The 25503-nt window shown below is 65.6% G+C and carries 24 protein-coding genes and 1 pseudogene; 13 read left to right on the forward strand and 12 right to left on the reverse strand.

The annotated features are described in order from the left end of the window. Positions 1–41 precede the first annotated feature (41 nt). From EJ068_RS27230 to EJ068_RS27250, 5 genes are all read left to right on the forward strand, one after another. Positions 42–1574: an acid phosphatase gene (locus EJ068_RS27230; protein ID WP_127386047.1), complete on the forward strand. Its 1533-nt coding sequence runs from the start codon at positions 42–44 to the stop codon at positions 1572–1574. 314 nt (positions 1575–1888) lie between these two features. Continuing rightward, positions 1889–2311, forward strand: coding sequence for an OsmC family protein (locus EJ068_RS27235; RefSeq protein WP_127253635.1), 423 nt, complete (start codon positions 1889–1891; stop codon positions 2309–2311). Positions 2312–2316: 5 nt separating this feature from the next. Beyond that, the gene (locus EJ068_RS27240; protein ID WP_127253636.1) at positions 2317–2844 is read left to right on the forward strand and encodes a hypothetical protein; all 528 of its coding nucleotides are present in this window, start codon (positions 2317–2319) and stop codon (positions 2842–2844) included. A gap of 276 nt (positions 2845–3120) precedes the next feature. After that, positions 3121–3864 (forward strand): 2OG-Fe(II) oxygenase, encoded by a 744-nt coding sequence (locus EJ068_RS27245; RefSeq protein ID WP_127253637.1) that lies wholly within the window; start codon positions 3121–3123, stop codon positions 3862–3864. A gap of 240 nt (positions 3865–4104) precedes the next feature. After that, on the forward strand, positions 4105–5727 hold the full coding sequence (locus EJ068_RS27250; protein ID WP_128315535.1) for an ABC-F family ATP-binding cassette domain-containing protein: 1623 nt from the start codon (positions 4105–4107) through the stop codon (positions 5725–5727). A gap of 9 nt (positions 5728–5736) precedes the next feature. Here EJ068_RS27250 and EJ068_RS27255 read toward each other — a convergent pair whose 3' ends face one another. From EJ068_RS27255 to groES, 7 genes are all read right to left on the reverse strand, one after another. Then, on the reverse strand, positions 5737–6864 hold the full coding sequence (locus EJ068_RS27255; RefSeq protein ID WP_128298302.1) for a serine hydrolase domain-containing protein: 1128 nt from the start codon (positions 6862–6864) through the stop codon (positions 5737–5739). A 124-nt stretch (positions 6865–6988) separates the two neighbouring features. Continuing rightward, positions 6989–8881, reverse strand: a complete 1893-nt coding sequence (gene htpG / locus EJ068_RS27260; RefSeq protein WP_127386231.1) for a molecular chaperone HtpG — start codon at positions 8879–8881, stop codon at positions 6989–6991. Further along, entirely contained in the window at positions 8882–9256 is a 375-nt protein-coding gene (locus EJ068_RS27265) for a DUF982 domain-containing protein (RefSeq protein ID WP_127252251.1), read from the reverse strand. Beyond that, positions 9237–9632: a helix-turn-helix transcriptional regulator gene (locus EJ068_RS32810; protein WP_189512570.1), complete on the reverse strand. Its 396-nt coding sequence runs from the start codon at positions 9630–9632 to the stop codon at positions 9237–9239. The genes EJ068_RS27265 and EJ068_RS32810 overlap by 20 nt, the downstream gene beginning before the upstream one ends. Positions 9633–9710: 78 nt before the next feature. Continuing rightward, complete coding sequence (locus EJ068_RS27275) at positions 9711–9932, reverse strand: hypothetical protein (RefSeq protein WP_126078119.1); 222 nt, start codon at positions 9930–9932, stop codon at positions 9711–9713. 65 nt (positions 9933–9997) lie between these two features. After that, entirely contained in the window at positions 9998–11626 is a 1629-nt protein-coding gene (groL, locus tag EJ068_RS27280; protein ID WP_127252252.1) for a chaperonin GroEL, read from the reverse strand. Positions 11627–11687: 61 nt separating this feature from the next. Then, complete coding sequence (gene groES / locus EJ068_RS27285; RefSeq protein ID WP_126078117.1) at positions 11688–12002, reverse strand: co-chaperone GroES; 315 nt, start codon at positions 12000–12002, stop codon at positions 11688–11690. 329 nt (positions 12003–12331) lie between these two features. Here groES and EJ068_RS27290 point away from each other — a divergent pair, with 329 nt between their 5' ends. The 5 genes and pseudogenes from EJ068_RS27290 to EJ068_RS27310 all read left to right on the forward strand — a co-directional run bounded on the left by EJ068_RS27290 (position 12332) and on the right by EJ068_RS27310 (position 15964). Further along, positions 12332–12679: a hypothetical protein gene (locus tag EJ068_RS27290; protein WP_127252253.1), complete on the forward strand. Its 348-nt coding sequence runs from the start codon at positions 12332–12334 to the stop codon at positions 12677–12679. 12 nt (positions 12680–12691) lie between these two features. Next, positions 12692–12971: pseudogene (locus EJ068_RS27295) on the forward strand (protein usg). A 240-nt stretch (positions 12972–13211) separates the two neighbouring features. Continuing rightward, positions 13212–13688, forward strand: coding sequence for an Hsp20 family protein (locus tag EJ068_RS27300; RefSeq protein ID WP_126061666.1), 477 nt, complete (start codon positions 13212–13214; stop codon positions 13686–13688). A gap of 93 nt (positions 13689–13781) precedes the next feature. Then, positions 13782–14291, forward strand: coding sequence for an Hsp20/alpha crystallin family protein (locus tag EJ068_RS27305; protein ID WP_127252254.1), 510 nt, complete (start codon positions 13782–13784; stop codon positions 14289–14291). A 428-nt stretch (positions 14292–14719) separates the two neighbouring features. After that, positions 14720–15964, forward strand: a complete 1245-nt coding sequence (locus tag EJ068_RS27310) for a hypothetical protein (RefSeq protein ID WP_129554934.1) — start codon at positions 14720–14722, stop codon at positions 15962–15964. Between the two features lie 33 nt (positions 15965–15997). On the opposite strand, the gene EJ068_RS27315 is transcribed toward EJ068_RS27310, so the two are convergent. From EJ068_RS27315 to EJ068_RS27325, 3 genes are all read right to left on the reverse strand, one after another. Then, the gene (locus tag EJ068_RS27315) at positions 15998–16891 is read right to left on the reverse strand and encodes a hypothetical protein (protein ID WP_127252256.1); all 894 of its coding nucleotides are present in this window, start codon (positions 16889–16891) and stop codon (positions 15998–16000) included. Between the two features lie 431 nt (positions 16892–17322). After that, positions 17323–18978 carry an acyl-CoA synthetase gene (locus tag EJ068_RS27320; protein ID WP_127252257.1) on the reverse strand — a complete coding sequence of 552 codons (1656 nt, stop codon included), beginning with the start codon at positions 18976–18978 and terminating at the stop codon, positions 17323–17325. A 325-nt stretch (positions 18979–19303) separates the two neighbouring features. Continuing rightward, on the reverse strand, positions 19304–20002 hold the full coding sequence (locus EJ068_RS27325) for a YafY family protein (RefSeq protein ID WP_126078112.1): 699 nt from the start codon (positions 20000–20002) through the stop codon (positions 19304–19306). A 122-nt stretch (positions 20003–20124) separates the two neighbouring features. On the opposite strand from EJ068_RS27325, the gene EJ068_RS27330 reads away from it, so the two are divergent. The 3 genes from EJ068_RS27330 to EJ068_RS27340 all read left to right on the forward strand — a co-directional run bounded on the left by EJ068_RS27330 (position 20125) and on the right by EJ068_RS27340 (position 22739). After that, a complete protein-coding gene (locus EJ068_RS27330) occupies positions 20125–20529 on the forward strand; it encodes a VOC family protein (RefSeq protein WP_126078111.1) in 405 nt (134 codons plus the stop codon). Positions 20530–20657: 128 nt separating this feature from the next. Beyond that, positions 20658–21758: a KamA family radical SAM protein gene (locus EJ068_RS27335; protein WP_189342747.1), complete on the forward strand. Its 1101-nt coding sequence runs from the start codon at positions 20658–20660 to the stop codon at positions 21756–21758. Between the two features lie 126 nt (positions 21759–21884). Continuing rightward, the gene (locus EJ068_RS27340) at positions 21885–22739 is read left to right on the forward strand and encodes a BA14K family protein (RefSeq protein ID WP_245463241.1); all 855 of its coding nucleotides are present in this window, start codon (positions 21885–21887) and stop codon (positions 22737–22739) included. Between the two features lie 510 nt (positions 22740–23249). Here the strand turns inward: EJ068_RS27340 and EJ068_RS27345 are convergent. After that, complete coding sequence (locus EJ068_RS27345) at positions 23250–24635, reverse strand: FAD-binding oxidoreductase (RefSeq protein WP_129554935.1); 1386 nt, start codon at positions 24633–24635, stop codon at positions 23250–23252. Positions 24636–24791: 156 nt separating this feature from the next. Next, positions 24792–25343, reverse strand: coding sequence for a group 1 truncated hemoglobin (locus EJ068_RS27350; protein WP_126078107.1), 552 nt, complete (start codon positions 25341–25343; stop codon positions 24792–24794). Positions 25344–25503 lie beyond the last annotated feature (160 nt).

Below are 25503 nucleotides of genomic sequence, written 5' to 3' on the forward strand. Positions count from 1 at the left end.
TGCCGTCCTCCAGCCATCCCCAAGCCACGAGGCATTTCCCAATGATCCGGTCCCTTCTCTCCCTTTGCCTCGCCACCACGGCGCTGGCATCGCTCGCTGCTCCTGCCCACGCGGCTCCCCCCGGCTACGACAAGATCGACACCGTCGTCGTCATCTACGCTGAGAACCGCAGCTTCGATAACCTCTATGGCGGCTTCCCCGGTGCCAACGGCCTGGCGAATGTGTCGCCCGGCCAGGCGCGCCAGCTCGACCGTGACGGCACGCCGCTTTCCGAATTGCCGCCGGCCTGGGGCGGGCTGACCGGCAAGGGCGTCACGCCGGCGGTGACGGAAGCGCAGAGCGCGCATCTCGCCAATGCGACATTCGCCATCGACGATCCGAACGGCTTCAACGAGGGCACCAACGTCGTCACGCATGACCTCTGGCACCGCTTCTACCAGGAGCAGATGCAGATCGACGGCGGCAAGAACGACAAGTTCGTCGCCTGGGCCGATTCCGGCTCGCTGGTGATGGGCCATTACGACGGCTCCAACCTGCCGATGTGGGCGATCGCCAAGAAGTACGTTCTGGCCGACAATTTCTTCCAAGGCGCCTTCGGCGGCTCCTTCCTCAACCACTTCATGCTCGCCTGCGCCTGCGTGCCCTACTATCCGAATGCCGACACCAGCCCGGTGAAGGGCCAGATCGCCGTCGTCGAGCCGGATGGCGTGACGCTGAAGCCGGCCGACAATTCGCCGGCCTCCGCGCTCGGCGGCGTGCCGAAATTCGCCAATGACGGCGCAATCACTCCAGACTTTTATGCCGTCAACACCATGCAGCCGCCCTACCAGCCGAGCGCCAACAAGCCGGCCGAGGGCGGCGACAAGGCGCTCGCCGATCCGGCTGCGCCGACCACCCTGCCGCCGCAGCACGAGATCACCATCGGCGATCTCCTGTCGCTGAAGGGCGTTTCCTGGGCTTGGTATTCGGGCGCGTGGGAGGCGGCGCTCGACGGCAAGAACGCGACGCCGGTGCCGAACTTCCAGTTCCACCACCAGCCCTTCAACTATTTCGCGGCCTATGCGCCGGGCACTGCTGCGCGCGCCGAGCACATCAAGGATGGCGGCCTCGGCGGCGAAGAGTTCATCAAGGCGATCGACGACGGCAAGCTGCCGCAGGTCTCATTCTACAAGCCGCAGGGCAACCTCAACGAACATGCCGGCTATGCCGACGTGACCTCGGGCGACCAGCATCTGGCCGACATCGTTTCGCATCTGGAGAAGAGCCCGCAATGGGCGCATATGCTGGTGGTCGTCACCTATGACGAGAATGGCGGCTTCTGGGATCACGTCGCGCCGCCCAAGGCCGACCGCTGGGGCCCGGGCAACCGCGTCCCAGCCTTCATCATCTCGCCCTATGCGAAGATGGGCATGGTCGACCACACGCAGTACGACACCACCTCGATCCTGCGCTTCATCACCAACCGCTACGACCTGCCGGTGCTGCAAGGCATCGTCGCCCGCGAGAAGGCGCTGCGCAACAACGACCAGCCGCCGATGGGCGATCTGACGGCGGCGCTGGATCTGACGAAGTAGCGTTTTCCTCGCCCCGCCAAAGGCGGGGAGAGGTGTCCGCGAAGCGGACGGAGAGGGGGCCTTCATAGGGCGCCCACGCTGCCTTTCAGGCGCCGGCGCCGCCCCTCATCCGCCTTCGGGCACCTTCTCCCCGTGAACGGGGAGAAGGCGGGGACGCGACGCCCGCGACAAGCCCTTTCTCCCCGTCACTATACGGGGAGAAATGTCCGGCAGGACAATGAGGGGCAGCGCTGACGTTGCAGGTTGTCCTCGTCAATTGTTGTCCTCGTCAATTCGCGTCCGCTATCAATAGCCTCCAAACTGGAGACGACACGATGGCTGACTTCAAGATCAGAACCCGCAACGCCGGCGCGCTCGCCGTCATGCCGCTGGGCGGCCTGCCGACGATAACCACCCCGACCGGTGGCATGGTCGATGTCGTCACGCAGGTCAGCGCCCCCGGCTTCAGCCCGCTTGACCTGCTCTATGCCTCCTTGGCCGCCTGCATGGTGCTCAGCGCCCGCATCGCCGCGACCCGCCTCGGCGTCGCCGACAGGCTCGGCGAGGTGAGGGCGGAGGTCACCGGTGAGAAGGCGAAGGACGAGCCCTCGCGGGTCGAGACGTTCACCATCAAGCTCGAGATCACCGGCGATCTCGATGCCGCGACGAAAGAACGTATCCTGGCGGACGCCGAGGGCATCTGCACCGTCTCCAACACGCTGCGCGGCGCGCCGGCGCTTCACGCGACGCTCGGGTGAGTCCGATGGCGCATCTCTCCGCAATCGACTACGCCACCGCCTCCGACGACATCCGCGCCGAGCATGACCGCGAGCTCAAGCTGCGCGGCCGCATGACCAACATGAAGCGCATCCTGCTTCATTCGCCGGCCGCGCACCGCATCTACGCCGAATGGTTCACGCTGCGCGATCTTCTCAAGCCCACGCTAGACGACCGCGCCATCTGGCTGTCCTCGAAGGCGATTGCCGAGACGATGCGCGCGGAGATTCCGGTCACCTTCTTCCGCAGGGCGCTGATCGAGGGCGGGCTCGATCCCGAAGCGATCGATCCCACCGCGGATGAGGCGCTTTTGATCGGCTTCGGCAAGGCGGTCGCGGCCGATGCCAATGCCGTTCCGGACGAGACCTGGGCCGCGCTCAAGGCCCGCTACGACGAAACGCTGCTGGTCAATCTCACCGCCTTCGCCGGCATCATGGTGGCGACCTGCGTGTTCACCAATGCGGTGAAGGTGGATCTCGACCCGGAGCTGGATGGGTATCGGAGGAAGGCCTAGGTCGAGTTCCTTCGCGCCCCCCTCTGTCCTGCCGGACATCTCCCCCACAAGGGGGGAGATCAGCTGTCATCGCCGCTTTCGCCAATCACCGGCGTCGCAAGAAGGAGCGCCGCCGCCTCAGCTGCCAATCTCCCCCCAAAGTGGGGGAGATGTCCGGCAGGACAGAGGGGGGCGCTGTCCCGCCGGCTTCTCCAACGATCTCATTCACTCCGCAGGAATCGGGTGGCCCTTACATTGGCTTCGCCCCACTTTGATGGCGAGCAAGGAGCCATCCCGATGACCATCCACTCCCTGAACACCAAGCGCGCCAGCCGGTCCTCCGAATCCCGCGTCGCCGCTCAGGATTGGCGAGCCTTGGTCTCCGAACTCAACATGCATGGCTGCGCCGTCATGCCGGGCCTGGTGTCGGCGGAAGAATGCGCCGAAATCGCCGGCCTCTATCCGCATGAGGAGCATTTCCGTAGCCATGTGGTGATGGCCCGCCACGGCTTCGGCAAGGGCGAATACCGCTACTTCAAATATCCGCTGCCGGACCTGATCGAGGGTCTGCGCACCGCGCTCTATCCGCGCCTCGCCGTGGTCGCCAACGATTGGAACGAGAAGATGGGCGCGTCGCTGCGCTATCCCGCCGATCACGCCGCTTTCCTGAAACGCTGCCACGACGAGGGCCAGACGAGGCCGACGCCACTTCTCCTGCAATACGGCCCTGGCGACTTCAACTGCCTGCACCAGGACCTTTACGGCGCGCTCGCCTTTCCGCTGCAGGTGGCGATCCTGTTGTCCGAGCCCGGCGAGGATTTCACCGGCGGCGAATTCGTGCTCACCGAACAGCGCCCGCGCATGCAAAGCCGCGCCGAGGTGGTGCCGCTGAAACGCGGCGACGCGGTAGTATTTGCGGTGCACAACCGACCGGTGCAGGGCACGAAGGGATATTACCGGGTGAATCTCAGACACGGAGTCAGCCGGTTGAGATCAGGACGGCGGCATACAGTCGGAATTATCTTCCACGACGCGAAGTAGGGCGCAGCGCCGTTCCTCGCCCCCGCCGAGGCGGGGGAGAGGTGTCCGCGAAGCGGACGGAGAGGGGGTCTTCGTAGGGCGCTCCCCCTCTCCGTCTCGGCTTCGCCGAGCCACCTCTCCCCACTTCGTGGGGGCGAGGAACCTACATCCTGCGGCGCTTCTGCCTCTTCCCCTGCCGCCCTCATTCGCGTACACGCCGGGCAAATCCCGCCATATCAGCGCAGTTGCCCGGACCGCCCCATGATCCGTCTCGAAAATATCGGCAAGCAGAACGGCCGACAGATCGTCTTCATCGAAGCCTCGGCCGCCTTGCAGAAGGGCGAGAAGGTCGGGCTGGTCGGCCCGAACGGCGCCGGCAAGACGACCTTGTTCCGCATGATCATCGGTGAGGAACAGCCGGACGAGGGCCAGGTCTCGGTCGATCGCGGCGTCACCATAGGCTATTTCAGCCAGGATGTCGGCGACATGGGCGGTATGAGCGCCGTAGCCGAGGTCATGGAAGGCGCCGGGCCGGTGAGCGCGGTGGCCGCCGAAATGCGCGAGCTCGAGCACGCCATGGGCGATCCCGAGCGCGCCGACGAGATGGACGCAATCATCGAGCGCTATGGCGAATTGCAGCACCGCTTCGAGGAGCTCGACGGTTATGCGCTGGACGGCCGCGCCCGCGAGGTGCTGGACGGGCTCGGCTTCAGCCAGGAGATGATGGACGGCGACGTTTCAAAACTTTCCGGCGGCTGGAAGATGCGCGTGGCGCTCGCCCGCATTCTCCTGATGCGGCCCGACGTCATGCTGCTGGACGAGCCATCGAACCATCTCGACCTCGAAAGCCTGATCTGGCTCGAAAAATTCCTGAAGGACTATGACGGCGCGCTTTTGATGACCTCGCACGACCGCGAGTTCATGAACCGCATCGTCAACAAGATCATCGAGATCGATGCCGGCGCGCTGACCTCCTATCCCGGCAACTACGAATTCTACCAGGAGCAGCGCGCGCTGGCCGACAAGCAGTTGCAGGCGCAGTTCGAGCGCCAGCAGGCGATGCTGGCCAAGGAGATCGCCTTCATCGAGCGCTTCAAGGCGCGCGCCTCGCATGCCGCGCAGGTGCAGAGCCGGGTGAAGAAGCTCGACAAGATCGATCGCGTCGAGCCGCCCAAGCGCCGCCAGACCGTGGCGTTCGAGTTCCAGCCGGCGCCGCGCTGCGGCGAGGACGTGGCGACGCTGAAAGGCATCCACAAATCCTATGGCAGCCGCTCGATCTATTCGGGCCTCGACTTCCAGATCCGCCGCCGCGAGCGCTGGTGCGTGATGGGCGTCAACGGCGCCGGCAAGTCGACGCTGCTCAAGCTTGTGGCCGGCGCCTCCGAGCCCGACGAGGGCTCCGTCGCGCGCGGTCCGAGCGTCAAGATGGGCTATTTCGCCCAGCACGCCATGGAACTGCTCGACGGCGAGCGCACCGTCTTCCAGACGCTGGAGGATAATTTCCCGCAGGCCGGCCAGGCGCCGCTGCGCGCGCTTGCCGGCTGCTTCGGCTTTTCCGGCGACGAGATCGAGAAGAAGTGCCGCGTGCTGTCGGGCGGCGAGAAGGCCCGCCTGGTGATGGCGCTGATGCTGTTCGACCCGCCCAACCTCCTGGTGCTCGACGAGCCGACCAACCACCTCGACATCACGACCAAGCAGATGCTGATCGAGGCGCTGTCGCAATATGAGGGCACGATGCTCTTCGTCTCGCACGACCGCCATTTCCTGGCGGCGCTGTCGAACCGCGTTCTGGAGCTGACGCCCGACGGCATCCACACCTATGGCGGCGGTTATACCGAATATGTCGCGCGCACCGGCCAGGAAGCGCCGGGGCTGAGGGGATAGGGATCTTATTCAGAGCGCGTCGTAGACGGCTTCGATCAGGGCCTTGCGGCGCGGGTCCACGTCGTCGAACCCCAGCATGCGGTTGGTGACATAACCGAACCCGACGCCGGCGCCGGGATCGGCAAAGCCGATGGCGCCGCCCCAGCCGGTATGGCCGAAGCTTTGCCGCGACGCACGGCCGGCATAGACAGGATCCTCGATCTGGTAGCCGGCCGCGAAGGCGGCCGGCAGCGCGAAGCTGTCGTCCATGCCGCGAAAGCGCGGCCGCGCGGCCTCTTCGATCGCTGCGCGGCCGATCAGGCTCTTGCCTTCAAACGTGCCGCCCGCCGCCATCATGCCGTAGATGCGTGCCAGCGCCTGCGCCGTGGACTGGCCGTTGCCGCCCGGCACCTCGGCGGCGCGCCACGCGCGGTCGTTGGGCGCCAGGGCGCGGGGAGCCGGGTTGCCGCATGCATGGGGAAAGGGCGAGGCGCGCACGAACTCGACCCATTCCGAAGCTTTCGGGCCCTCGATCATTTCGGCTGCCCGGGCATCCTCGGGCTCCGGCAGGCCGACATGGAAATCGGCCCCAAGCGGGCCGGCGATCTCTTCCGCGATGAAGCGCCCGACGCTGCGCCCGTCGACGCGCCGCAGCACCTCGCCGGCGAGGTGGCCGTAGCTGAGCGCATGATAGACGCAGCGGCTGCCGGGCTCCCACAGCGGCACCATGGCGGCAAGCGCATCGACATAGGGCGTCCAGGCGAGCATGCCCGCCTCGTCCATCGGCACTGCGAGACCGTTCAGCCCGGCCTGGTGCGACATCACCTGATCGAGCGTGATGCGCTCCTTGCCGCCGGCCGCGAATTCCGGCCAATAGCGCGCGACCGGAGCGGCATAATCCAGCTTGCCGCGCTCCACCAGCATCGCGATTGCCAGTGCGACGACTCCCTTGGTGCAAGACCAGACATTGATCAGCGTGTCACGCTGCCACGAGCGGGTGCGCGCGGCATCCGCATGGCCGCCCCAAAGATCGACGACGGTCCTGCCGTCGGCTGCGACCGAGACGCCGCCGCCATGCTCGAGGCCTTCGGCGAAACACCGGGCGAACGCATCGCGCACGCCGGCAAAACGCGGATCGCAGAAACCCTCTATTGTCATGCGCGAATTCCCTTTAAGGGCGCCTCAGCCGAACAGCTTTGTCACGAAGCCGCTGAACCAGGCAAGCTGCCAGCATCCAATTAGCGTTGGACGCTGGCAAGCCATTCAAGCGCGCCGCCGGCGCTTACCCCTTCGCCAACCCGCGATCGATCAGCCGCGCAAGACGCGCCGAGAAGGCCTTCGCGTCGGCCGGCTTGTCGCCGTCGAGCACGCGCGCTTCGTCGTAGAGCAGATGCGCGGCGTCTTCCTTGAACGCCCTGTCGTCGTTGCCGAGCTTTGCCAGCGCCGCCACGCGCTCGTGGCGCGGGTTGATCTCCAGGATCGGCTTGGCCGCCTTGTCGAGCCGGCCGGCGGCGTTGAGCAGGCGCTCGAACTGGCGGTCCGGGCCATGCTCGGGCGCGACCAGGCAGACGGCGCTTTCAGTCAGCCGGTCGGAAGCCTTCACGTCTGACACCTCCTCGCCGAGCGTCGTCTTCACGAAGGCGAGGAACGCCGCGATATCCGATGATGTCTCGGCATCGGGCTTGGCCGCGTCGTCGGGCAGCGGGATATCGGCAAGCTCGGCCGCGCCCTGCGTCACCGACTTGAACGGCTTGCCGTCGAATTCCGGCGTCATCGTCACCCAGAAACTGTCGACCGGGTCGGTCAAGAGCAGCACCTCGATGCCACGGGCGCGAAACCCTTCGAGCTGCGGCGAGGCCTCCAGCCGGGCGCGGTCGTCGCCGGCCATGAAGAAGATCGCCTTCTGGCCTTCCTTCATAGCCCCGACATAGTCGGCAAGGCTGCGCCAGCTTTCGCCGGAAGCAGTCGAACGGAAGCGGGCAAGCTTCAGCAGCTGCTCGCGCCGCTCGTAATCCTCATAGAGACCTTCCTTGAGGACGACGCCGAAATTCTCCCAGATCTTGGCATAGGTTTCGGCGTCATTTTCGGCAGTCTTGGCAAGGTCGCCGAGCACGCGGTTCGTCACGCCCTTGCGGATCGCGGCGAGCAGCGGGCTTTCCTGGATCATCTCGCGCGAGACGTTGAGCGGCAGGTCGGCGGAATCGACCAGGCCGCGCACGAAGCGCAGGTAGCGCGGCAGGAGATCGGCATCGTCGGTGATGAAAACGCGCCGCACATAGAGCTTCATGCGGTCCTTGCGGTCCTGGTCGAACAGGTCGAACGGCCGCGATCCGGGCACGAAGGCGAGCACGTTGTATTCCTGCCGTCCCTCGGCGCGGAAATGGATGGTCGAGGCCGGCTCGTCATATTGGCCGGCGACGCTGCGGTAGAAGTCGGTATATTCCTCCGGCTTGATCTCGCTCTTCTGCCGCACCCACAGCGCGGTGCCGTCGGCGATGTCGCGCGGCTCGGCGCCGGGCTTCTCGACAAGCGTGATCGGCACCGGCACATGGCCGGACCGCGACTTCGCCAGGCCTTCGAGCCGGTATGGCGTGGTGTAGGAGGTGGCGTCCTCCATCAGATGCAGCACCACGCGCGTGCCGCGCCTGGGCGCCGCCTCGAGCGGGATCGGCGCAATTTCATAGGTGCCCTTGCCGTCGGACGACCAGCGGAAGGCCTCGTCGCTGCCGGCCTGGCGGCTGATCACGTCGACCCGGTCGGCGACCATGAAGGCGGAATAGAAGCCGACGCCGAACTGCCCGATAAGCTGCGTGTCCTCCGTCGCCTTGCCGGCCTCGACGCGCTCCATGAAGGCGCGCGTGCCGGAGCGCGCGATGGTGCCCAGCGCCTCGGCCATCTCGTCGCGGCTCATGCCGATGCCGTTGTCCTCGACAGAAAGCTGCTTATTGTCCGGGTCGGCGGCAATCGTGATGCGCGGCTTCGGATCGTCGCCCAGAAGCTCGGGACGGCTCACCGCCTCGAAGCGCAGCTTTTCGCAGGCATCCGCCGCGTTGGAGATCAGCTCGCGCAGGAAGACGTCGCGGTCCGAATAGACCGAATGCACCATCATGTGCAGCAGCCGCGAGACGTCCGCCTCGAATGTCCTGGTTTCCGCCGTCTTGGTGTCAGTCGTCATTCAGAATTCCTGGGTTGGTCGTTTGTCCGCCGCGCAGCACGCGCCGGGCTTCAAATCTTCAGCTATTGTTACTTGTGCCATTGTTGCTTGTGGACGCGCGCCCTGCCAGCGCCGCGGGCGCAGCGAAACCATGTCCGGCGCCAGAATATCGTTGCGGCGGGCGAAGGCAACAAGGGTTGCCCGCACCGTCTCCGCGTCGATTTCGCCGGCAATGCCGGCCTTGCAGGCATTGAGCGCGATCGCATGCGCGCTGCTCCTGCTCGCGGCCGGCCAATCCTGCAGCAGGGCATAGGCTTCCGCCACCGTCTCCAGACGCGCCGGCAAGCCCATGCCGACAAGCACCGTGACAGGCTCTTCAAAGCGGTCGTGGTTCATGGTCTGGCCCCTCTTTCGGGTGGATACCCACGGTGCCCGGGCGAAGCCCACCGGCGAGCGCATGCCGGCGCGGGTAGGGTGGTTGCAGGACGATGCCATGCGGCCGCGGCTGGCCTATGCCGGGGAAGGCCTGCACATTGATCAGGCCCGCCGGCGTGCTGTGCGTCGCTGAAATCTGCTGGTTCAGGCGCGGCGGCGGCAGCGCGCTATGCGCCTTGGCCAGGGCCTCGATCCAGGCGGCGACCGCCAGCGGCACCGGGGCGCGCCCGTCGATCCAGCGCGTCGCATCGGTCCTGGAACAGCCAAGCTCCTGCGCAAGGTCGCCGGCGTCCCATCGCAAGCTTCTCAGGCATTCCCGCAAGCGTCCTGCAATCATGGCAATCGCAATTCCCTTCGCCCAAATCCCATCGCGACATAGTTGGACGGCCCCCGCTGTGGCGGGGGCCGATTTCGCTCAGCTTCGCGCCGATGTTTCGGTGGACGACACCTGCTGCGCGGCAAGGAACATCAGCGTCGAGGCGACCGTCCGCCGGTTCCACCCGGTGGCTTCGGCCGCGTCGAGCAGGCCTGCCAGCAGCGGTTTCAGCGCGCTCCGGCATTCGGCTTCATAGGCGAGGAATTCGCTTGCCGAATGCGTCGGCGCGGGAATCGAGCCATCTGCGCTCATCATGTTCATAACGCCCTCCCAAGTTTTGGCGGAACGCCCGCTCCCGTAGCCGGGAGCGGGCTCTCGTCAGCGTCTCAGAAGTCCATGCCGGCGCCGGCCGGCACGGCCGGGGCGGCTTCCTTCTTCGGCTTTTCGGCCACCATCGCCTCAGTGGTGACGAGCAGACCGGCGACCGAGGCCGCATCCTGCAGCGCGGTGCGCACCACCTTGGCGGGGTCGATCACGCCCTGCTTGTAGAGGTCGCCATACTGGCCGGTCTGGGCGTTCCAGCCGTAGGCGAAGTCCGTCTTCTCGCGCAGCTTGCCGACGATGATCGAGCCTTCCGATCCGGCATTCTCGGCGATCTGGCGCGCCGGAGCCTCGATCGCGCGCCGCACGATGTCGACGCCGTATCTCTGATCGGGATTGTCGACAGCGACTGCGTCGAGCGCCTTGGCCGCCCTCAGCAGGGCAACGCCGCCGCCGGGCAGGATGCCTTCCTCGACCGCGGCGCGGGTGGCGTGCAGCGCGTCGTCGACACGGTCCTTCTTCTCCTTGACCTCGACTTCCGTCGCGCCGCCGACGCGGATCACCGCGACGCCGCCGGCGAGCTTGGCCAGCCGCTCCTGCAGCTTCTCGCGATCATAGTCGGAGGTGGTCTCCTCGATCTGGGCCTTGATCTGCGTGACGCGGCCCTGGATCTCCTCCTTCTTGCCGGCGCCGTCGACGATGGTGGTGTTCTCCTTCTCGATCGCGACCTTCTTGGCGCGGCCGAGCATCTCCAGCGTGACGTTCTCCAGCTTGATGCCGAGATCCTCGCTGATGGCCGTGCCGCCGGTCAGGATGGCGATGTCCTCCAGCATGGCCATGCGGCGGTCGCCGAAGCCCGGAGCCTTGACGGCGGCGACCTTCAGCCCGCCGCGCAGCTTGTTGACCACCAGCGTGGCCAGAGCCTCGCCCTCGACATCCTCGGCGATGATCAGCAGCGGCTTGCCCGACTGGACGACGGCCTCGAGCACGGGAAGCAGCGCCTGGAGGTTGCCGAGCTTCTTCTCATGGATCAGCACATAGGGCTCGTCGAGTTCGACGCGCATCTTGTCCTGGTTGGTGATGAAGTAGGGCGAGAGATAACCGCGGTCGAACTGCATGCCTTCGACGACTTCCAGCTCGGTCTCGGCGGTCTTGGCTTCCTCGACGGTGATGACGCCTTCGTTGCCGACCTTTTCCATAGCCTCGGCCAGGAAACGTCCGATCTCGGCATCGCCATTGGCCGAGATGGTGCCGACCTGGGCGATCTCGTCGTTTCTGGTGATCTTGCGCGCATTGGTCTTGAGTTCGGCGACCACCGCATCCACCGATTTGTCGATGCCGCGTTTTAGATCCATCGGGTTCATGCCCGAGGCGACCGCCTTGGCGCCTTCGCGAACGATCGCTTGGGCAAGCACGGTGGCAGTCGTGGTGCCGTCGCCGGCGAGGTCGTTGGTCTTCGAGGCGACTTCGCGGACCATCTGGGCGCCCATATTCTCGAACTTGTCCTCAAGCTCGATCTCCTTGGCGACGGTGACGCCGTCCTTGGTGATGCGCGGGGCGCCGAACGACTTGTCGATCACGACGTTGCGGCCCTTGGGACCAAGCGTCACCTTCACCGCGTCGGCGAGGATGTTGACACCGCGCAGCATGCGCTCACGGGCGTCGGAATGGAATTTGACTTCCTTGGCAGCCATTGGATCACTCCTTGTCTAGGCAGCTTTCATTGACTGGGTTGCGGTTCGGTCGAAGCCCCGGTCAGGCGGCTTTCTTCAGCGTCGCGGCCTGCTCGATCACGCCCATCACGTCGCTTTCCTTCATGATGAGCAGATCCTCGCCGTTGAGCTTGATCTCGGTGCCCGACCACTTGCCGAACAGGATGCGGTCGCCGACCTTCACGTCGAGGGCCACGAGCTTGCCGCTCTCGTCGCGGGCGCCCGGGCCGACGGCGATGACTTCGCCTTCCTGCGGCTTTTCCTTGGCGGTGTCGGGGATGATGATGCCGCCGGCCGTCTTCTCTTCGGCCTCGATGCGGCGGACGAGCACGCGGTCATGCAGTGGACGGAACGTCATATCGTTCTCCTTCAGGACAAACAGATTGCGAGAGGTCCCTCCGCTCCGGACCGGGAGGACTGGAGCGGGGCTCGCGACCCTTTCGGCGTCGCGCGCATGTCGAGCTAATTTTGCCTTCTTCTACTTTCAAGGGGGTGCCAAAAAAATTTTGGCACTCTCGATCGCCGAGTGCTAGCACGCTGAAAACATGCGGTAAATTGGGTCGCTCCGATCAAGGAAAGGCTTGAATTCGCGATTGAGCTGAACAAGATTATCGGCGCCTGGCAGCGCCGGGACCGCTGAGAAATTTGGAACCTGAACCAAGGAGTTTTTGGAGACGGAGGACAGAAATGGACCGACAGACGCTCTCGCCGATCATTCCTTCCCTTGCTCCCGAAATATCAGACCTTTCGCTCGACCGGCTGCTGTCGCCGGCCAGCCATTTTCAGCACCCGCGGGATGTGCTGGAGGACGGCTCGCTCGACATATGGGAAAAGCGGGCGATCCTTTCGTCCTGGGCGTCCGACGCCTGCGCCGTTGAATCGATGCCGGCGCTGCGCCAGCCGCCGGGGGCCGAGCGGCCGGTCTCCTTCGACGACATCATGGATGCGCTGCGCCGACTCGACGCAACCGCCCCGCCGCCCAGCGGCCCTGCCGATGACGACCACCGGCAGCTGGTTGACCGGCTGAGCGCGTGAGGGCGGAAGACGATGGTGAACGCGGTCAGCACGGAATTCCGCCTGCAGATGAGTGGCTATGGCCTGACCACTGCCGAGATACATTATCATCTGCCAGACCATCCCAGCCTGCTCCAGCTTTATGTCTGGCAGGACTATGATCTCGCCCCGGACTTCCCCACGCTGAGGGGTTTTCTGGGGCTTTTGGGAACGCGAGCTGGCGGGCGCCTTGCATTCCGTTCGCGTCGCCCACCATCGGCTCATCAGGCCATCGGAATGGCGGGCCGTCGACGGGATCATCCCGATCCATTGAAGATCAGCTCCATCAAGGCGGTCGTGTTGTGCGGCCGCCGTCCATCATAGCCTGCCAGCGCGCGCAGACGAAGAGGGTGGCTTTTCACGACCTTGAAGGGGGCTTCGGGTTGGGCCCTTGACGTCCCGGATTTGAATTCCCAGATGGATTTTGCCGGTGCTTTGAGAGACCGGCAAGGGTCAAGGAGCGCCGCTTCCTTGGCGCTCCTCGTATCTATGTTGCTCAATGGAGGATGTAGCTATGAGAACCAGCTTTGACTTCACTCCCCTGTTCCGGTCGAGCATCGGTTTCGATCGAATGTTGAACGCGCTCGAAACGGCGAGCCGGATCGAAACCGTCGACAATTGGCCACCCTACGACATCGCCAAGACCTCGGAAGATGACTACCGCATCAGCATGGCGGTGGCAGGCTTCGCGCAGGACGAACTGGACATTACCCAGGAGCAGAACATGCTCATGGTCTCGGGCCAGAAAGCCGGCGAGGATAAGGGTGAGTACCTGCATCGAGGCATCGCCGGTCGCGCATTCCAGCGCCGTTTCGAGCTTGCCGACCATGTCAAAGTCGTCGGCGCCAGCCTGGTCAATGGCCTGCTGACCATCGATCTGAAGCGTGAAATTCCCGAAGAGATGAAACCGCGCCGGATCGAGATCGCAGCCGACAAGGCGATGCCAAAAGGCGCGACGAAGAAGATCGAAGCCGAGAAGCACGCGGCCTGAGGCCTTCCTGTCAGCGCCCCCGCGCAACGCGCCGGGCACATGGCCCGGCGCAACAGGAAGCCTTTCAGACCGATGAGCAGAAAGGAGGAAACCATGAGTGTCCGTGACCTGATTCCCTGGGGCCGGAGCAACGGCAACCAGGTTCCAAGCCTGTTCCGCGACGGCGAACGCGATCCCTTCCTGTCGCTGCATCGTGAGGTCAACCGCCTGTTCGACGATGTTTTCCGCGGCTTCGACAGCCGGTTGCCGTCTTTTGGCGGTGTCTCCGCCCTCGGCTCTGGTTGGCCGAGCGTCGAGATCTCCAACGGCGAGAAGGAGATCAAGGTGATGGCCGAGGTGCCGGGCCTTGAACAGAAAGATATCGAAGTCCTGTTCGACGACGGCGTTCTGACTCTGCGAGGCGAGAAGCGCTCGGAGACCGATGACAAGGATAGGCAATTCTCGGAGCGGTACTATGGCCGCTTCGAGCGCCGCATCCCGGTCGGCTACGAGGTCAAGGAAGACGAGGTGGAGGCGCGCTTCAGGAATGGCGTGCTGACTGTCACCTTGCCGAAGAGCGAGAAGGCGCAGTCGCAAGTCAGGCGCATCGACATCAAGAGTTGATGCAGAGACGCGGGAGGTCGTCCGATGCGCCTCCCGCGCAATCTTCCATGACAGCCACGGCAGTCGGATCCGCGGCGCGGTCGTCAGGGGCGGCGCGCAGAGAGAAAGTTGACGAACGGCGCTTCTCTGTTCCGTCGCAAAGTCTTCGTATCCGCCATATGAATGATGCCAAACAGCTCGATGAATGATGCCAAGCAGCTCGGTGCCTTCTCCCTTTTACAGCGGCGAATTTCAGCATCCATCGCGAGATGAAGTTAACATATGTTATGCCCGGCAGGCAGATCACCTGGAAGCGGTTCCGCATAAGATTGCGACCGGCGATAACCTTAATTTCGGTTTCGGTTGCATAGGCTTCCCGAAAGGAAGGTAAAGGGCTAGATTAGCAATTCGTTAAGTACGCGTGGGGCGTGAGTAAGGGATGTGCGGTGATGAATTTCAAGTCTCTGATCAAGCGGGCCGAGGACGTCGATAAGGAATTTCAGGAACTCCAATCGGATCTGGCGGAAGCATTCCGCGATGGGCAGGGCCATCTGCAGGAGATCGAGGCGAAGCTGGCGGAGATCGCCACCGCCCATCACATGACGCGCGAGGTCCTCAACGTCTTCCACCGCGACGTGTTGCGCTCCAACGAGCTGGAGCTGGCAAATCTAGCTCTTACCGCCGAACACAAAACGCTTTCGGAACAATTGCTTGACGCCGCCCGCAAGCAGCGCGAGCGCGACGGCGCGGCCGAGGCCTGGCAACAGCGCGAGGCGAGCCTCGTCCAGGACCGCGAGCAGTTGCGCTCGGCGCTGGCGGCCGTGCGCCTGGAACTGGTGGAGATGAGCAATGAGAACGCCAGGCGCGAGACGGAGTTCGGTGAGATCGTCAAAGCCTTGACCGCTAAGACCGTCGAAGTCGACAGGCGCGGCGCCGAGAACAAGCTGCTGCGCGAGAAGCAGGTCGGCCTCACGGTCGACCTGGAGCAGGCGCAAAAACGCGAGGCTGAGGCCCGCCACAAGTTCGACGAGTTCGCGGCAACCCACGCCAGCGAAACCGCCCATATTGCCGAGCTGATGGCTCAGATCGGCAACCACGAAAAGGAAGAAACCCGGCTGCAGAAGGCGCTGGAGGCAACCCAGGCCAGGCTCGCCGAAACAGCCGAGGCGGCGCGGATCGCCGAAAGCGACAGCGCCGCCGAATTGGCGCGCAGCCAGGCCGAGATGCGTGGTTTGCGCGCCGAAATGCAGGAGCTGCAGTCGCGCCTGGACAAGGTCTCGACCGACAATGGCGAAGCCTCGGCCGAAATCACCAGGCTCAAGGGGCAGTTGAACGATGCCGTCACCGAACGCCAGATCGCCGAGGAAAGGCTCGCCGTTCTCAGGGAAGAGAGCGAAGCCGACAAGAAGAATTTGTCGGAGGTCAGCACTAATCTCTCACAGCTTTCGTTGCAGCAGGCGTCCGAGCAGATCCAGCTCGATATCCAGAAGCAGGAATGCGAGGATCTGCACGCCGAGGTCGAAGCGCTCAATGCGCGCATCCGGGAATTGCTGCCTTACGAGCGGCTGCATCGGGTGACCGACGCAAGGTCGCGCAAGGATGCCGCGCCTCAGGCCAACGGGATCATCGCGGAAGCGGCACGCCCGGCCGCGCGGCGTGTTCCGCGGCGGAACTTGCGAGCCAACGCGGGCTGAGAAAACCGCCGCGCCTGGAACTGCTGTGGCGGGCTACTTGCCCGTCATGCCGTCGGCAAGGTCCTGCGCCTGCTTGAGCAGCGCCGGGAAGGACGGATCGCCGGGCAGACGCTCAGCCATGCAGGCGCGGTAGTCGGCATCGCCCTTTTCCCAGGCGGCGTTGGCGGGATCGGAAGCCTGCGGGTCGTCCTGATCCGAGCCCTCGTTGCCCTGCTGGGCTTTCTGCGCGGCCGCGTCGGCGGCTGCCCAGATCGAATCGCAGGCCGCGATCTTCGGCACGGCGGGCGAGGCGGGCGCCTCGGCAATCAGCACGCGGTCGCCTTTGACGACCGCCACCACGATATGCTGCTCGTAGATCGGCCCGACATCCTGCGTCCAGCCGCCGAGCCGGGCCACCACCATGTCGGCGCCGTCGGGCTTCTTCAGCGGAAAGTCGAGCGTGCCGGAGAAGGCGGCGTCGCTGCCGATGGCCTGGGTGTAGAAGCTGTCGAGCTTCAGCGCCGCGCCGATATCGGTGGGCAGCTTGAAATCCGCTTCCGCCTCGGTCGATTTGGACTTGAGCCAGCGCTCGGTCAGCCCGCGCGTCGAGACGACGATGCTCGGGCCGTCGTCGCTCTGGGCATAGCGCAGCCCGTCGAGCATGCCGTAGCCGATATCGGAGGCGTTGAGGCTTTCGATGTTGTTGGTGCCTGTCGCCGGAAAACCCTTGACTGAAAGCGGGCCGAGAATGGCGGCGAGACGCTGCTTCAGGTCGGCCAGCGCCTTCTCGTTCTGCGCGTCGATGGTTTCGATGGCCGTGTTGGCGCTTTCCTGCGCGGTGATGTCGGCGATCGCCTTGTCGCGCGCCGCGATATAATCGTCTTCCGGCGAGGCCGCGAGCGCCGCGCTGCCCGCCAGCGCGAGGAGAAGTGTCAAGACCAGCCGCATGATGTGCCCCGTTTCGCCCAAAACCGTATGCATGTCTTGCAGGCAAGATTGGGCTAAAAAAAGACTTAGGCGCTGCCGCTGAAGCTGCCAATCTCCCCCCTCGTGGGGGAGATGCCCGGCAGGGCAGAGGGGGGCGCGAAAGAACGCAAACCATTGAGGTCGTCATCCTAGGGCGAAGCAAGGAGCGAAGCGACGCAGCGCAGACCCTAGGATCCATGCCGTGACGCTAAGGTGTTGCAACGGTTCAGAATTCTGCTCCGCTGCGTCCTCCGGAGAAGGTCGCGGCATGGATCCTCGGGTCAAGGCCGAGGATGACGAAGCGCTGGGACGGGCCGATCGAAGTACCGATACGTCGGCGGGACAGCGCCCCCCTCTGTCCTGCCGGACATCTCCCCCCAAGAGGGGAGATCAGCAGTTCCCGCCTCTGCGCCTTATGCCTTGCGTTTCTCCACCTCGGCCTTGCGCAACAGGAATCGCTGGATCTTGCCGCTCGGCGTCTTCGGCAGCTCGCTCACGAACTCGACCTCGCGCGGATAGGAATGTGCCGACAACCGCTTCTTCACATGCTGGGCGAGTTCCTCGGCCAGCGCCTCGCTGCCTTTGTAAGCGGGCGCCAGCACCACGAAGGCCTTGACGATTTCGGTGCGCTGCGGATCGGGCACGCCGACCACCGCCGCCTCGTTGACCGCCGGGTGCTCGATCAGCGCGCTTTCGACATCGAAAGGCCCGATGCGGTAGCCGGAAGAGGTGATGACGTCGTCGGCCCGGCCGATAAAGGAGACCGAGCCGTCCGGCTCGTACTCCACCGTGTCGCCGGTGCGATAATAGCCTCCGGCAATCGCCGGCGTCTCCGCCTGGTGGTAGCCGTCGAACCAGCGCAGCGGCGAGTTGGCGATGTCGACGGCAAGCACGCCCGGCTGGTTGGGGCCGAGCTCGTTGCCCGCCTCGTCAAGCACCACCATGCGGTAGCCCGGCATGGCGAAACCGGCCGAGCCCGGGCGTACCGGATGCTTGAGCCCGTGATGGTTGTTGACCATCATGCCGTTCTCGGTCTGGCCGTAATGGTCGTGGATGGGCGCGGCGAGATGGGCGGCGAACCAGCGGATTACTTCCGGGTTGAGCGGCTCGCCGGCGCTGCTCACCACGCGCAGCTTTCCTTTGACGCGGGCCGCGGCCTCGGGCCCTTCCGCCAGCAGCAGGCGATAGGCCGTCGGCGAGCCGGCAAGGCTCGTGACGCCCAGCCGCTCGATGATGTCGTAGGTCGATTTGGCGTTGAAGGCGCCTTCGTAGAAGGTGGTGGCGATGCCGAGCAGCAAGGGCCCGGTGATGGCGTAGTAGAGCCCGTAGGCCCAGCCGGGATCGGCGATGTTCCAGAAGACGTCGTCGGGGCGAAGCCCGATCGCGTCGCGCATATAGGCGCCGAAGGCAAGAAGCGCGCTGAGCGGCACCGGCACGCCTTTCGGGTGCCCGGTGGTGCCGGAGGTCGACATCATCATGAACAGGTCCGAGCCCTTGCGCATCACCGGCTCGCAGTCGGGGGAGGCGGCGGCGAGCGCCGCCCGGAAATCGATGTCGCCTGCAGGCATCTCGCCGGGGCCGAGGATGGTGGCAATGCGCGGATGGTTCTCCACCTCCTCGAGCTTGCCGCGGTTGGCGAGATTGGTCACCACCAGCTTCGCCTTGCTGTAGCTCAGGCGATGCTCGATCGCCTTCGGTCCGAAGGCGGTGAACAGCGGCTGATAGACGGCGCCGATCCGCCATGTGCCGAGGATCAGCGCCACAAGCTCGGGGATGCGCGGCAGCATGCCGGCCACGACATCGCCAGGGCCGACGCCGAGACTTTTGAGCAAGGTGCCGACACGGCCCGACATGTCGGCGAGGTCGTCGAAGGAATATTCGCGCAATTCGCCGCCGGCCGAGATCGCGCGCAGCGCCAACCGGTTCTCGCCAGTATAGCGGCCGCAGCATTCGACATAGGCGTTGATCCCGGTGGCCGGATCGCCATGCAGCCGCGCGATCTCGTCCTCGATGCGGAAGCGCTCGACGGCATCCTCATAGAGCGGCAGCGCCGCCGGCATATCGGTCATGGCAATCCTCCCTTTGGCGGCGGTCATCTCCCCATGATCGCCGCCGAGGGAGATTGCATGAAAAGAGGGCGCTGGTCGATGCGGCGAAAGTCGATGGGGCCTGGCAAGCGAGTGAGGTCGCGCTCCACGGCGCCCCCCATCTGTCCTGCCGGACATCTCCCCCACAAGGGGGGAGATTGGCAGCTTCAGCGCCGGCCCTCCCTTATTACATCGGCGATTGGCGAAACCCGGCGCGACATCCGATCTCCCCCCAAGTGGGGAGATGTCCAAGAACAGAAGGGGGCGCGAAGGAATGCAAACCCTCTGTGGCCGCCTACGCCGCGAGCTAAGGCAAGCGCAGCCCCTGCGCCTCCATATGCCGCTTCCAGCGGTTGCGCAGCTCTCCCGGCCGGCAGCCGATGCGCTCGTCGAGGAACTCCGCCGCGCTGACGCGGTCGGTGCGGAAATGGCGGAAATTCTGGCGCAGCTCGCACCAGGCGGCAAGCAGCCGCACCGTCTCGGCATAGCCGATCATGGTCGGCCAGATCACGCGCTCGCTCTCGTCGCCCTGTTCGTTGCGGTAGCGGATCCGGATCTTGTGGCCCTTGCGGATCGAAGCCCGCGCCTTGGCGATATCCAGCCCGTCCGGCAGGCTCGCGCGGCTGAGCGGCGCGCCGACGGTTGGATTGCTGACGAAGGGGCGCAGCCGCTCGGGCACGACGGTGGCGATCTTGGCGATCAGGTCGCGCGCCGCGCCCGCCAGAACGGGGTCGCCCTTGTCGGCCACCCATTGCGCGCCGAGCACCGCCGCCTCCAGCTCGTCCGGCGTCAGCATCAGCGGCGGCATGTCGTAGTCGCGGTCGAGCACATAGCCGAGGCCGGCCTCGCCCCGGATCGGCACGCGCTGTCCGATGAGGTCGGCGATGTCGCGATAGACCGACCGGCGCGAGGTCTCGAGCTCCTCGGCGATCCGGCTGGCGGTGATCGGCCGGCTCGAGCGCCGCAGGATCTGGATGATCTGGAACAGTCTGTCGGCGCGGCGCAAGGCAAGTCTCCTGTTGCCACTATGCTGGCAGCAGGCCTGGTCCACAAGCCGGGGCAGGGCTCCTGAACGGGCGCGCCCAGCCGCGAAGATCTCTTCGTCGGCCAGCCGACGGAGAAGACCAGATGAATTTCGTTTCGACCCGCATCATCACCGCCGACGTCAAGCGGCTCGTCGCCTTCTACGAGACAGTCACGGGCATGAAGCTCACGCTCTACACCGAGGACTTCGCCGAGCTGGTCACGGAAGCGGGCACGCTGGCGATCGGCAGCACGCGCACGCTTGCGCTCTTCGGCGGCGACCACGTGGCAAGCCCGGCGGCAAATCGCACCGCCATCATCGAGTTCCGCGTGGCCGATGTCGATGAGGAATACCGCAGGCTTGCCGGGAGTCTGGGCGAAGCGCTGGTGCAGGCGCCGACCACAATGCCCTGGGGCAACCGCTCGCTACTGTTTCGCGATCCCAACGGCAATCTGGTGAACTTCTTCACGCCGGTGACGGAGGCGGCGATAGCGAAGTTTGGCGGGTGAGGGATTGCTATGCCCAGCGCGAAGGAATGAGACGCGGCCGGCTAGCGTGCTTGGCTCTGCGTCAACCGTGCGGTTGACGCCGTGCGCCATCCATCCGATATCCCGCGCAAATCTGTTCCGGGATGTCCATGACTACCGATCTCAAACAACCGGCCGCCGACGCCGCCTGGCAGGACGATGTCCGCGCCGGCGTGCGCCATGTGCGCGACCTTGCCCCGCTGCCGCTCTCGCCGGCCGAGCGCGCCGCCGCGCAGGAGGCCGCCGCGGCCCACAAGGTGCGCGTGCCAAAACCCTATCTCGACCTGATCGACTGGAACGACCCGGACGATCCGATCCGCGCCCAGGTGATCCCTTCGCCCGACGAGCTGGTCGCCGCCGAGGGCGAGCTCGACGACCCGATCGGCGACCATGCCTTCAGCCCGGCGCCCAGGCTGACGCACCGCCATGCCGACCGCGTGCTTCTGTTCCCCACCTATCAATGCGCGGTCTATTGCCGTTTCTGCTTCAGGAAGGAGTCGCTGACCTCGATCGGCCGCGGCTATACGCGGGAAGCCCTGGAGCCGGCGCTGGCCTATATCGCCGGGCATCCCGAAATCCGCGAGGTGATCCTGACCGGCGGTGATCCGCTGTCGCTGCCCGACAAGGCGTTGGCCGAGATCCGCGCCCGCCTGGAGGCGATCCCGCATCTGAGGCTCCTGCGCATCCACACCCGCGTGCCGGTGGCGCTGCCGTCGCGCATCACGCCCGGCCTGGTCGAGGCGCTGCAGGGCCGGCTGATGGTGAGCGTGGTCACGCACTTCAACCACGCGCGGGAAATCACACAGGCCACGGAGGAAGCTTGCCGCGCGATGCGGCAGGCGGGTTTCGTGCTGCTCAACCAGAGCGTTTTGCTGAAAGGCGTCAACGATAAGGTCGAGGTGCTGGAGGAGCTCTGCCGCGAGCTGATGTACCGTCTCGGCGTGAAACCCTATTACCTGCACCACGGCGACCTCGCGCGCGGCATGGCGCACCGTCGCACAACGATCGCCGAGGGCCAGGCGCTGGTGGCGGAACTGCGCCGGCGGCTCTCCGGCATCTGCATCCCGACCTATGTCATCGACCTGCCGGACGGCGGCGGCAAGGTGCCGCTGGCGGCGAGCCATATCGAGGGCCGCGACGGTGACACCTGGCTGATCAGAGGCCAGGACGGCAAGGTGCGGGAATACAAGGAAGTGGTTGGCCAGGACTGACGCCGTATCTGTCTTGCCGGCGTCCGGCGACGGCGCTTGCCCGCCCGACTTTGGCCCCCATTGCGCAGCAGAAGGAACTCCATCTCGCGCCCCGCATTCTATGAGCGGGGACTGAAGGAGCGCCGCGTGAAGGCTTTGTTGGGAATTGCCGGTGGGTTCGTGCTGACCTTGGCCGTGTTCGCCAGCGGGCTTGCCTTCGCCACCTGGATGCTGGCCGCCAAGCCGGTGCGCCAGGCAACCCCCACGATCGGCGTTTCCGAGCTCTGGACGAAGGACGCGCAGCCGGTCGATCCGCAGAAGCAGAATCTCGAGCGCATTCCCGCCCAGCAGGCCGCGTCCGCCAAGGCGGGCGGCGAGCCGACCCCGGGCGAACCAGCCAAGGCGGCTGGCGCCACCCAGCTCGCGGCGCCGGCGGCGACCGCACAGCCGAAGCTGCAGCCATTGCCGGACGTTTCCGCTCCCATCCAGCCCGCGCCGGCCGCCAACGCGGCCCAGCAGCCGGCGCCGGCCGATCAGCAGGCTCAGCAACAATTGCCCGTCGCCCATCTGCAATGGTGCGCGACGCGCTACCGCAGCTACCGCCCGGACGAAAACAGCTACCGTTCCTACAGCGGCGAGCTGCGCCCCTGCATCTCGCCCTATTACGATCCCGGCGACCGCACCGCCTCGACCGGCCAAAGCGATCAGACCAGCGATCAGGGCGCGAACGACCGGCAGGCCGCCACGGCCGGCGACGGGATCAACGAGACGAGCGACGACCAGGCCGAGATGCAGGGCTATGCCCCGTTCGGCGACGGCTACGCCACAACCTATGGCGGCCCGCCGGAGGAGATGTCGCCGGAGGCGGAGGCCGCCCAGGCCTCCAGCCGGCCGGTCTCGGCCGACCATATCGACTATTGCTTCAGCCGCTACCGCTCCTACGATCCGCGCGACAACACCTACCAACCCTTCGACGGCGGCCCGCGCCGCCAGTGCGAGTAGGGCCAACGCTTTTCCTCGCCTCCGCCAGCGGCGGGGGGTCCGAACGACGGGCGAGACCCGTGGCCGGAACGGTGGCCGCGAAGCGGCCGGAGAGGGGGCCTGCGGCGCCGGCGGGCTCGCTCAGCATCCTTACGTCGGCGCTCCCCCTCTCCGTTTCGGCTTCGCCGAGCCACCTCTCCCCCGATCGACGGGGTAGAGGAAGGCGCCAAGCTTTTTGCCGTCAACGCTCGTCCAGCAACGCTCCCTTCCTTTCCCTCCGGAGGAGGGGAAAGGTGGCGCTGCGAAGCAGCGACGGATTGGGGGAACCACCTGGCAATCGAGCCGAGGCCTGATCAGTCACGCCCGTCACAGAAGATGTGTGCATCCCCTGGCCACATTCGTGGGGGCCAAGAAAAGAGGGCAGCGCCGCGTTCCGCCACACCCCTCTGTCCTGATTGCTTTCGAGCGACGAAAGCCGGCAGGCCAGAGGGGGCGCTCTCCCGCCCGCATCTCAAGGCTAGCCCACCGATCTCACCCCACGACCTTCCCCGGATTCATCACATGACCCGGATCGATCAGCGCCTTGATCGCCTTCGCCAAATCCCGCTTCACTGGGTCGGCGTAGCGCTCATACGCCTCGCGCTTCTCCAGCCCGACGCCATGCTCGGCCGAGAACGAGCCGCCGGCTTCGCGCAGGCCCTGGTAAAGCACGTCCTCGATCGCCGCGTGCCGCTCATGCGGAAGCGGGCCGTCGCAATTGATCGAGATGTGCAGATTGCCGTCGGCGAGATGGCCGTAGACATAGGGCGCGTAGGCGGCGTCGATCCGCTTCAGCCCGGCCTCGATGCGCGCCACATAGGCGTCCAGCGCGCCGCCCGGCACCGACACGTCGAAGGAGGGCGCCATCGGGTGCGCGCGCTCGATCTCAACTGTCTCCTCGCGCAGCCGCCACATCTGGGCGGCTTGCGCCTCGGAGCTCGCGACCAGCCCGTCGATGATGCCGGCCTCTTCCCAGATCGCCGCCAGCCCGTCCTCAAACACCCCTCTGGCCGCCTCGACACTGTCCGCGCTGAGCCCCAGCACCAGTAGGCAGGGCGCATCGAGCGGCAGCTGCCCGGGCGCATAGCCCAGCCCCCGCTGCATCAGCGAGGCGAAATTGCGCCACAGGATCTCGGCGGCGCTGAGCCGCGCGCTGGTCGAGCCCAGAAAATGCCGCACGATGCGCTGGGCGCTTGCCGCATCCGGCACGCCGACCAGCGCCGTGGCGCTGGCGCCTGCCACCGGGTCGAGCCGCACCGCCACGCGCGTGACCATCCCAAGCGTGCCCTCCGCGCCAATGAAGAGATGTTTTAGATCATAGCCGGCGCTGGTCTTGAGCACCCTTGTGAGGTCGGAAAACACCCGCCCGTCCGGCAACACGGCTTCAAGGCCGAGCACGCGGTGGCGCATCGTGCCGTTGCGAAACGCCATGATGCCGCCGGCATTGGTGGAAACCATGCCGCCGATCGTGGCGCTGCCGCGCGCCGCAAGATCGATGCCCGGGTCGAGCCCATGCGCCGCCGCCGCCTCCCGCAGCGCCCCCAGCGTCACCCCCGCCTGCACGATCGCCACCCGCGCGAACGGATCGATCTCCTCGATTTGGGCAAGCCCGCCGAGATCGCAGATGATCTGCCCTTGGGAAGTCGCTGCCCCGCCCGCCAGCCCCGTGCGCCCGCCTTGGGCGACAAGGCTGATGCCACGCTCCGCGCAAAACCGCACCAGCGCCGCGACGCCCTCGACATCACGCGGCCGCACCAGCGCCGAAGCGCCGAAATTGCGGGCATCGAAGCCGGGATCGCGCGAGGCGAGCTCGGCGGCGTCCCAGATGGTGGTGGAGGGCAGGGCGGCGCGCAAAGCGGCGATGAGGGAGGCGGACATGCGAAGGCTCCGGGGCGGGAAGCGATATTCTATAGAGGAACCGGAGCCTCCGAGTCACGGAGCTTACCGAAGAGCCCGCGCGAAGACAGCGCCATCCAAACCCGTCACCGGGCTGGGCGCGAGATCGGCAAAAAAGACGCGCCTGACGGTCTGGCGTCAGCCCTTTTTGGCAAAGCCGGCGGTAACCTCGTCCTTGTGCGCAGCGAAGGCCTTCAGGACCTCCGACTTTTCGGCCTCCGGCACCTTGAAGTGGTCTAGGGTCCGCCCCAGTTCCGCCGCGACCTCGTCGAATTCCGCCGGAGAGATCCGCAAGTCGCGATGCGCCTCCTCGAGGCCGAGCGGCGTCGCGCCGGGCCTCGTGGCCACGAACTTATAGGGGCCGCCGGAAACGTCGCAGACCCACAGCGTGCGCATGAATTTGAGGCCGGGGAGCCGTTCAAGGTTCTTGGTGTGCCATTTCCGTAGCTGTGGGTTCTTGGACTTCTTGCCGACAATGGGATTCTTCACTACGGCGTCGCTGAAGTAATCCACCACCGCGGCGATGGCGAACACGCCCCCCAACCGCTCGTACAGGCTTTTGTCAGGCGTGGTTTGCTTGTTCTGCGCGCGCGCCATGTCGGCCGGCAATACAGCGGTCGATGCGGCGGCCACCGTCAGCCCTGCGACGACACATCGTCTTGTGAAAAAGGTCGAAACAGCCGTTGTCATCTCTGGTTCCCTTTGAGGTTATGCCAGAGCAAGCCGCGGCCTGTCTGGCGGCGACAATGAGTTAGATCTTCGGATATGTCCACTTTGCCTTACCTGGCATCGTCTGAGAAACTAACGAGTCCCCAGTGCCAAATATTCCGGTCGAGGCCTGTTTCATGGC

The organism is Mesorhizobium sp. M2A.F.Ca.ET.043.02.1.1, from assembly GCF_003952405.1.
Lineage (GTDB): Bacteria > Pseudomonadota > Alphaproteobacteria > Rhizobiales > Rhizobiaceae > Mesorhizobium.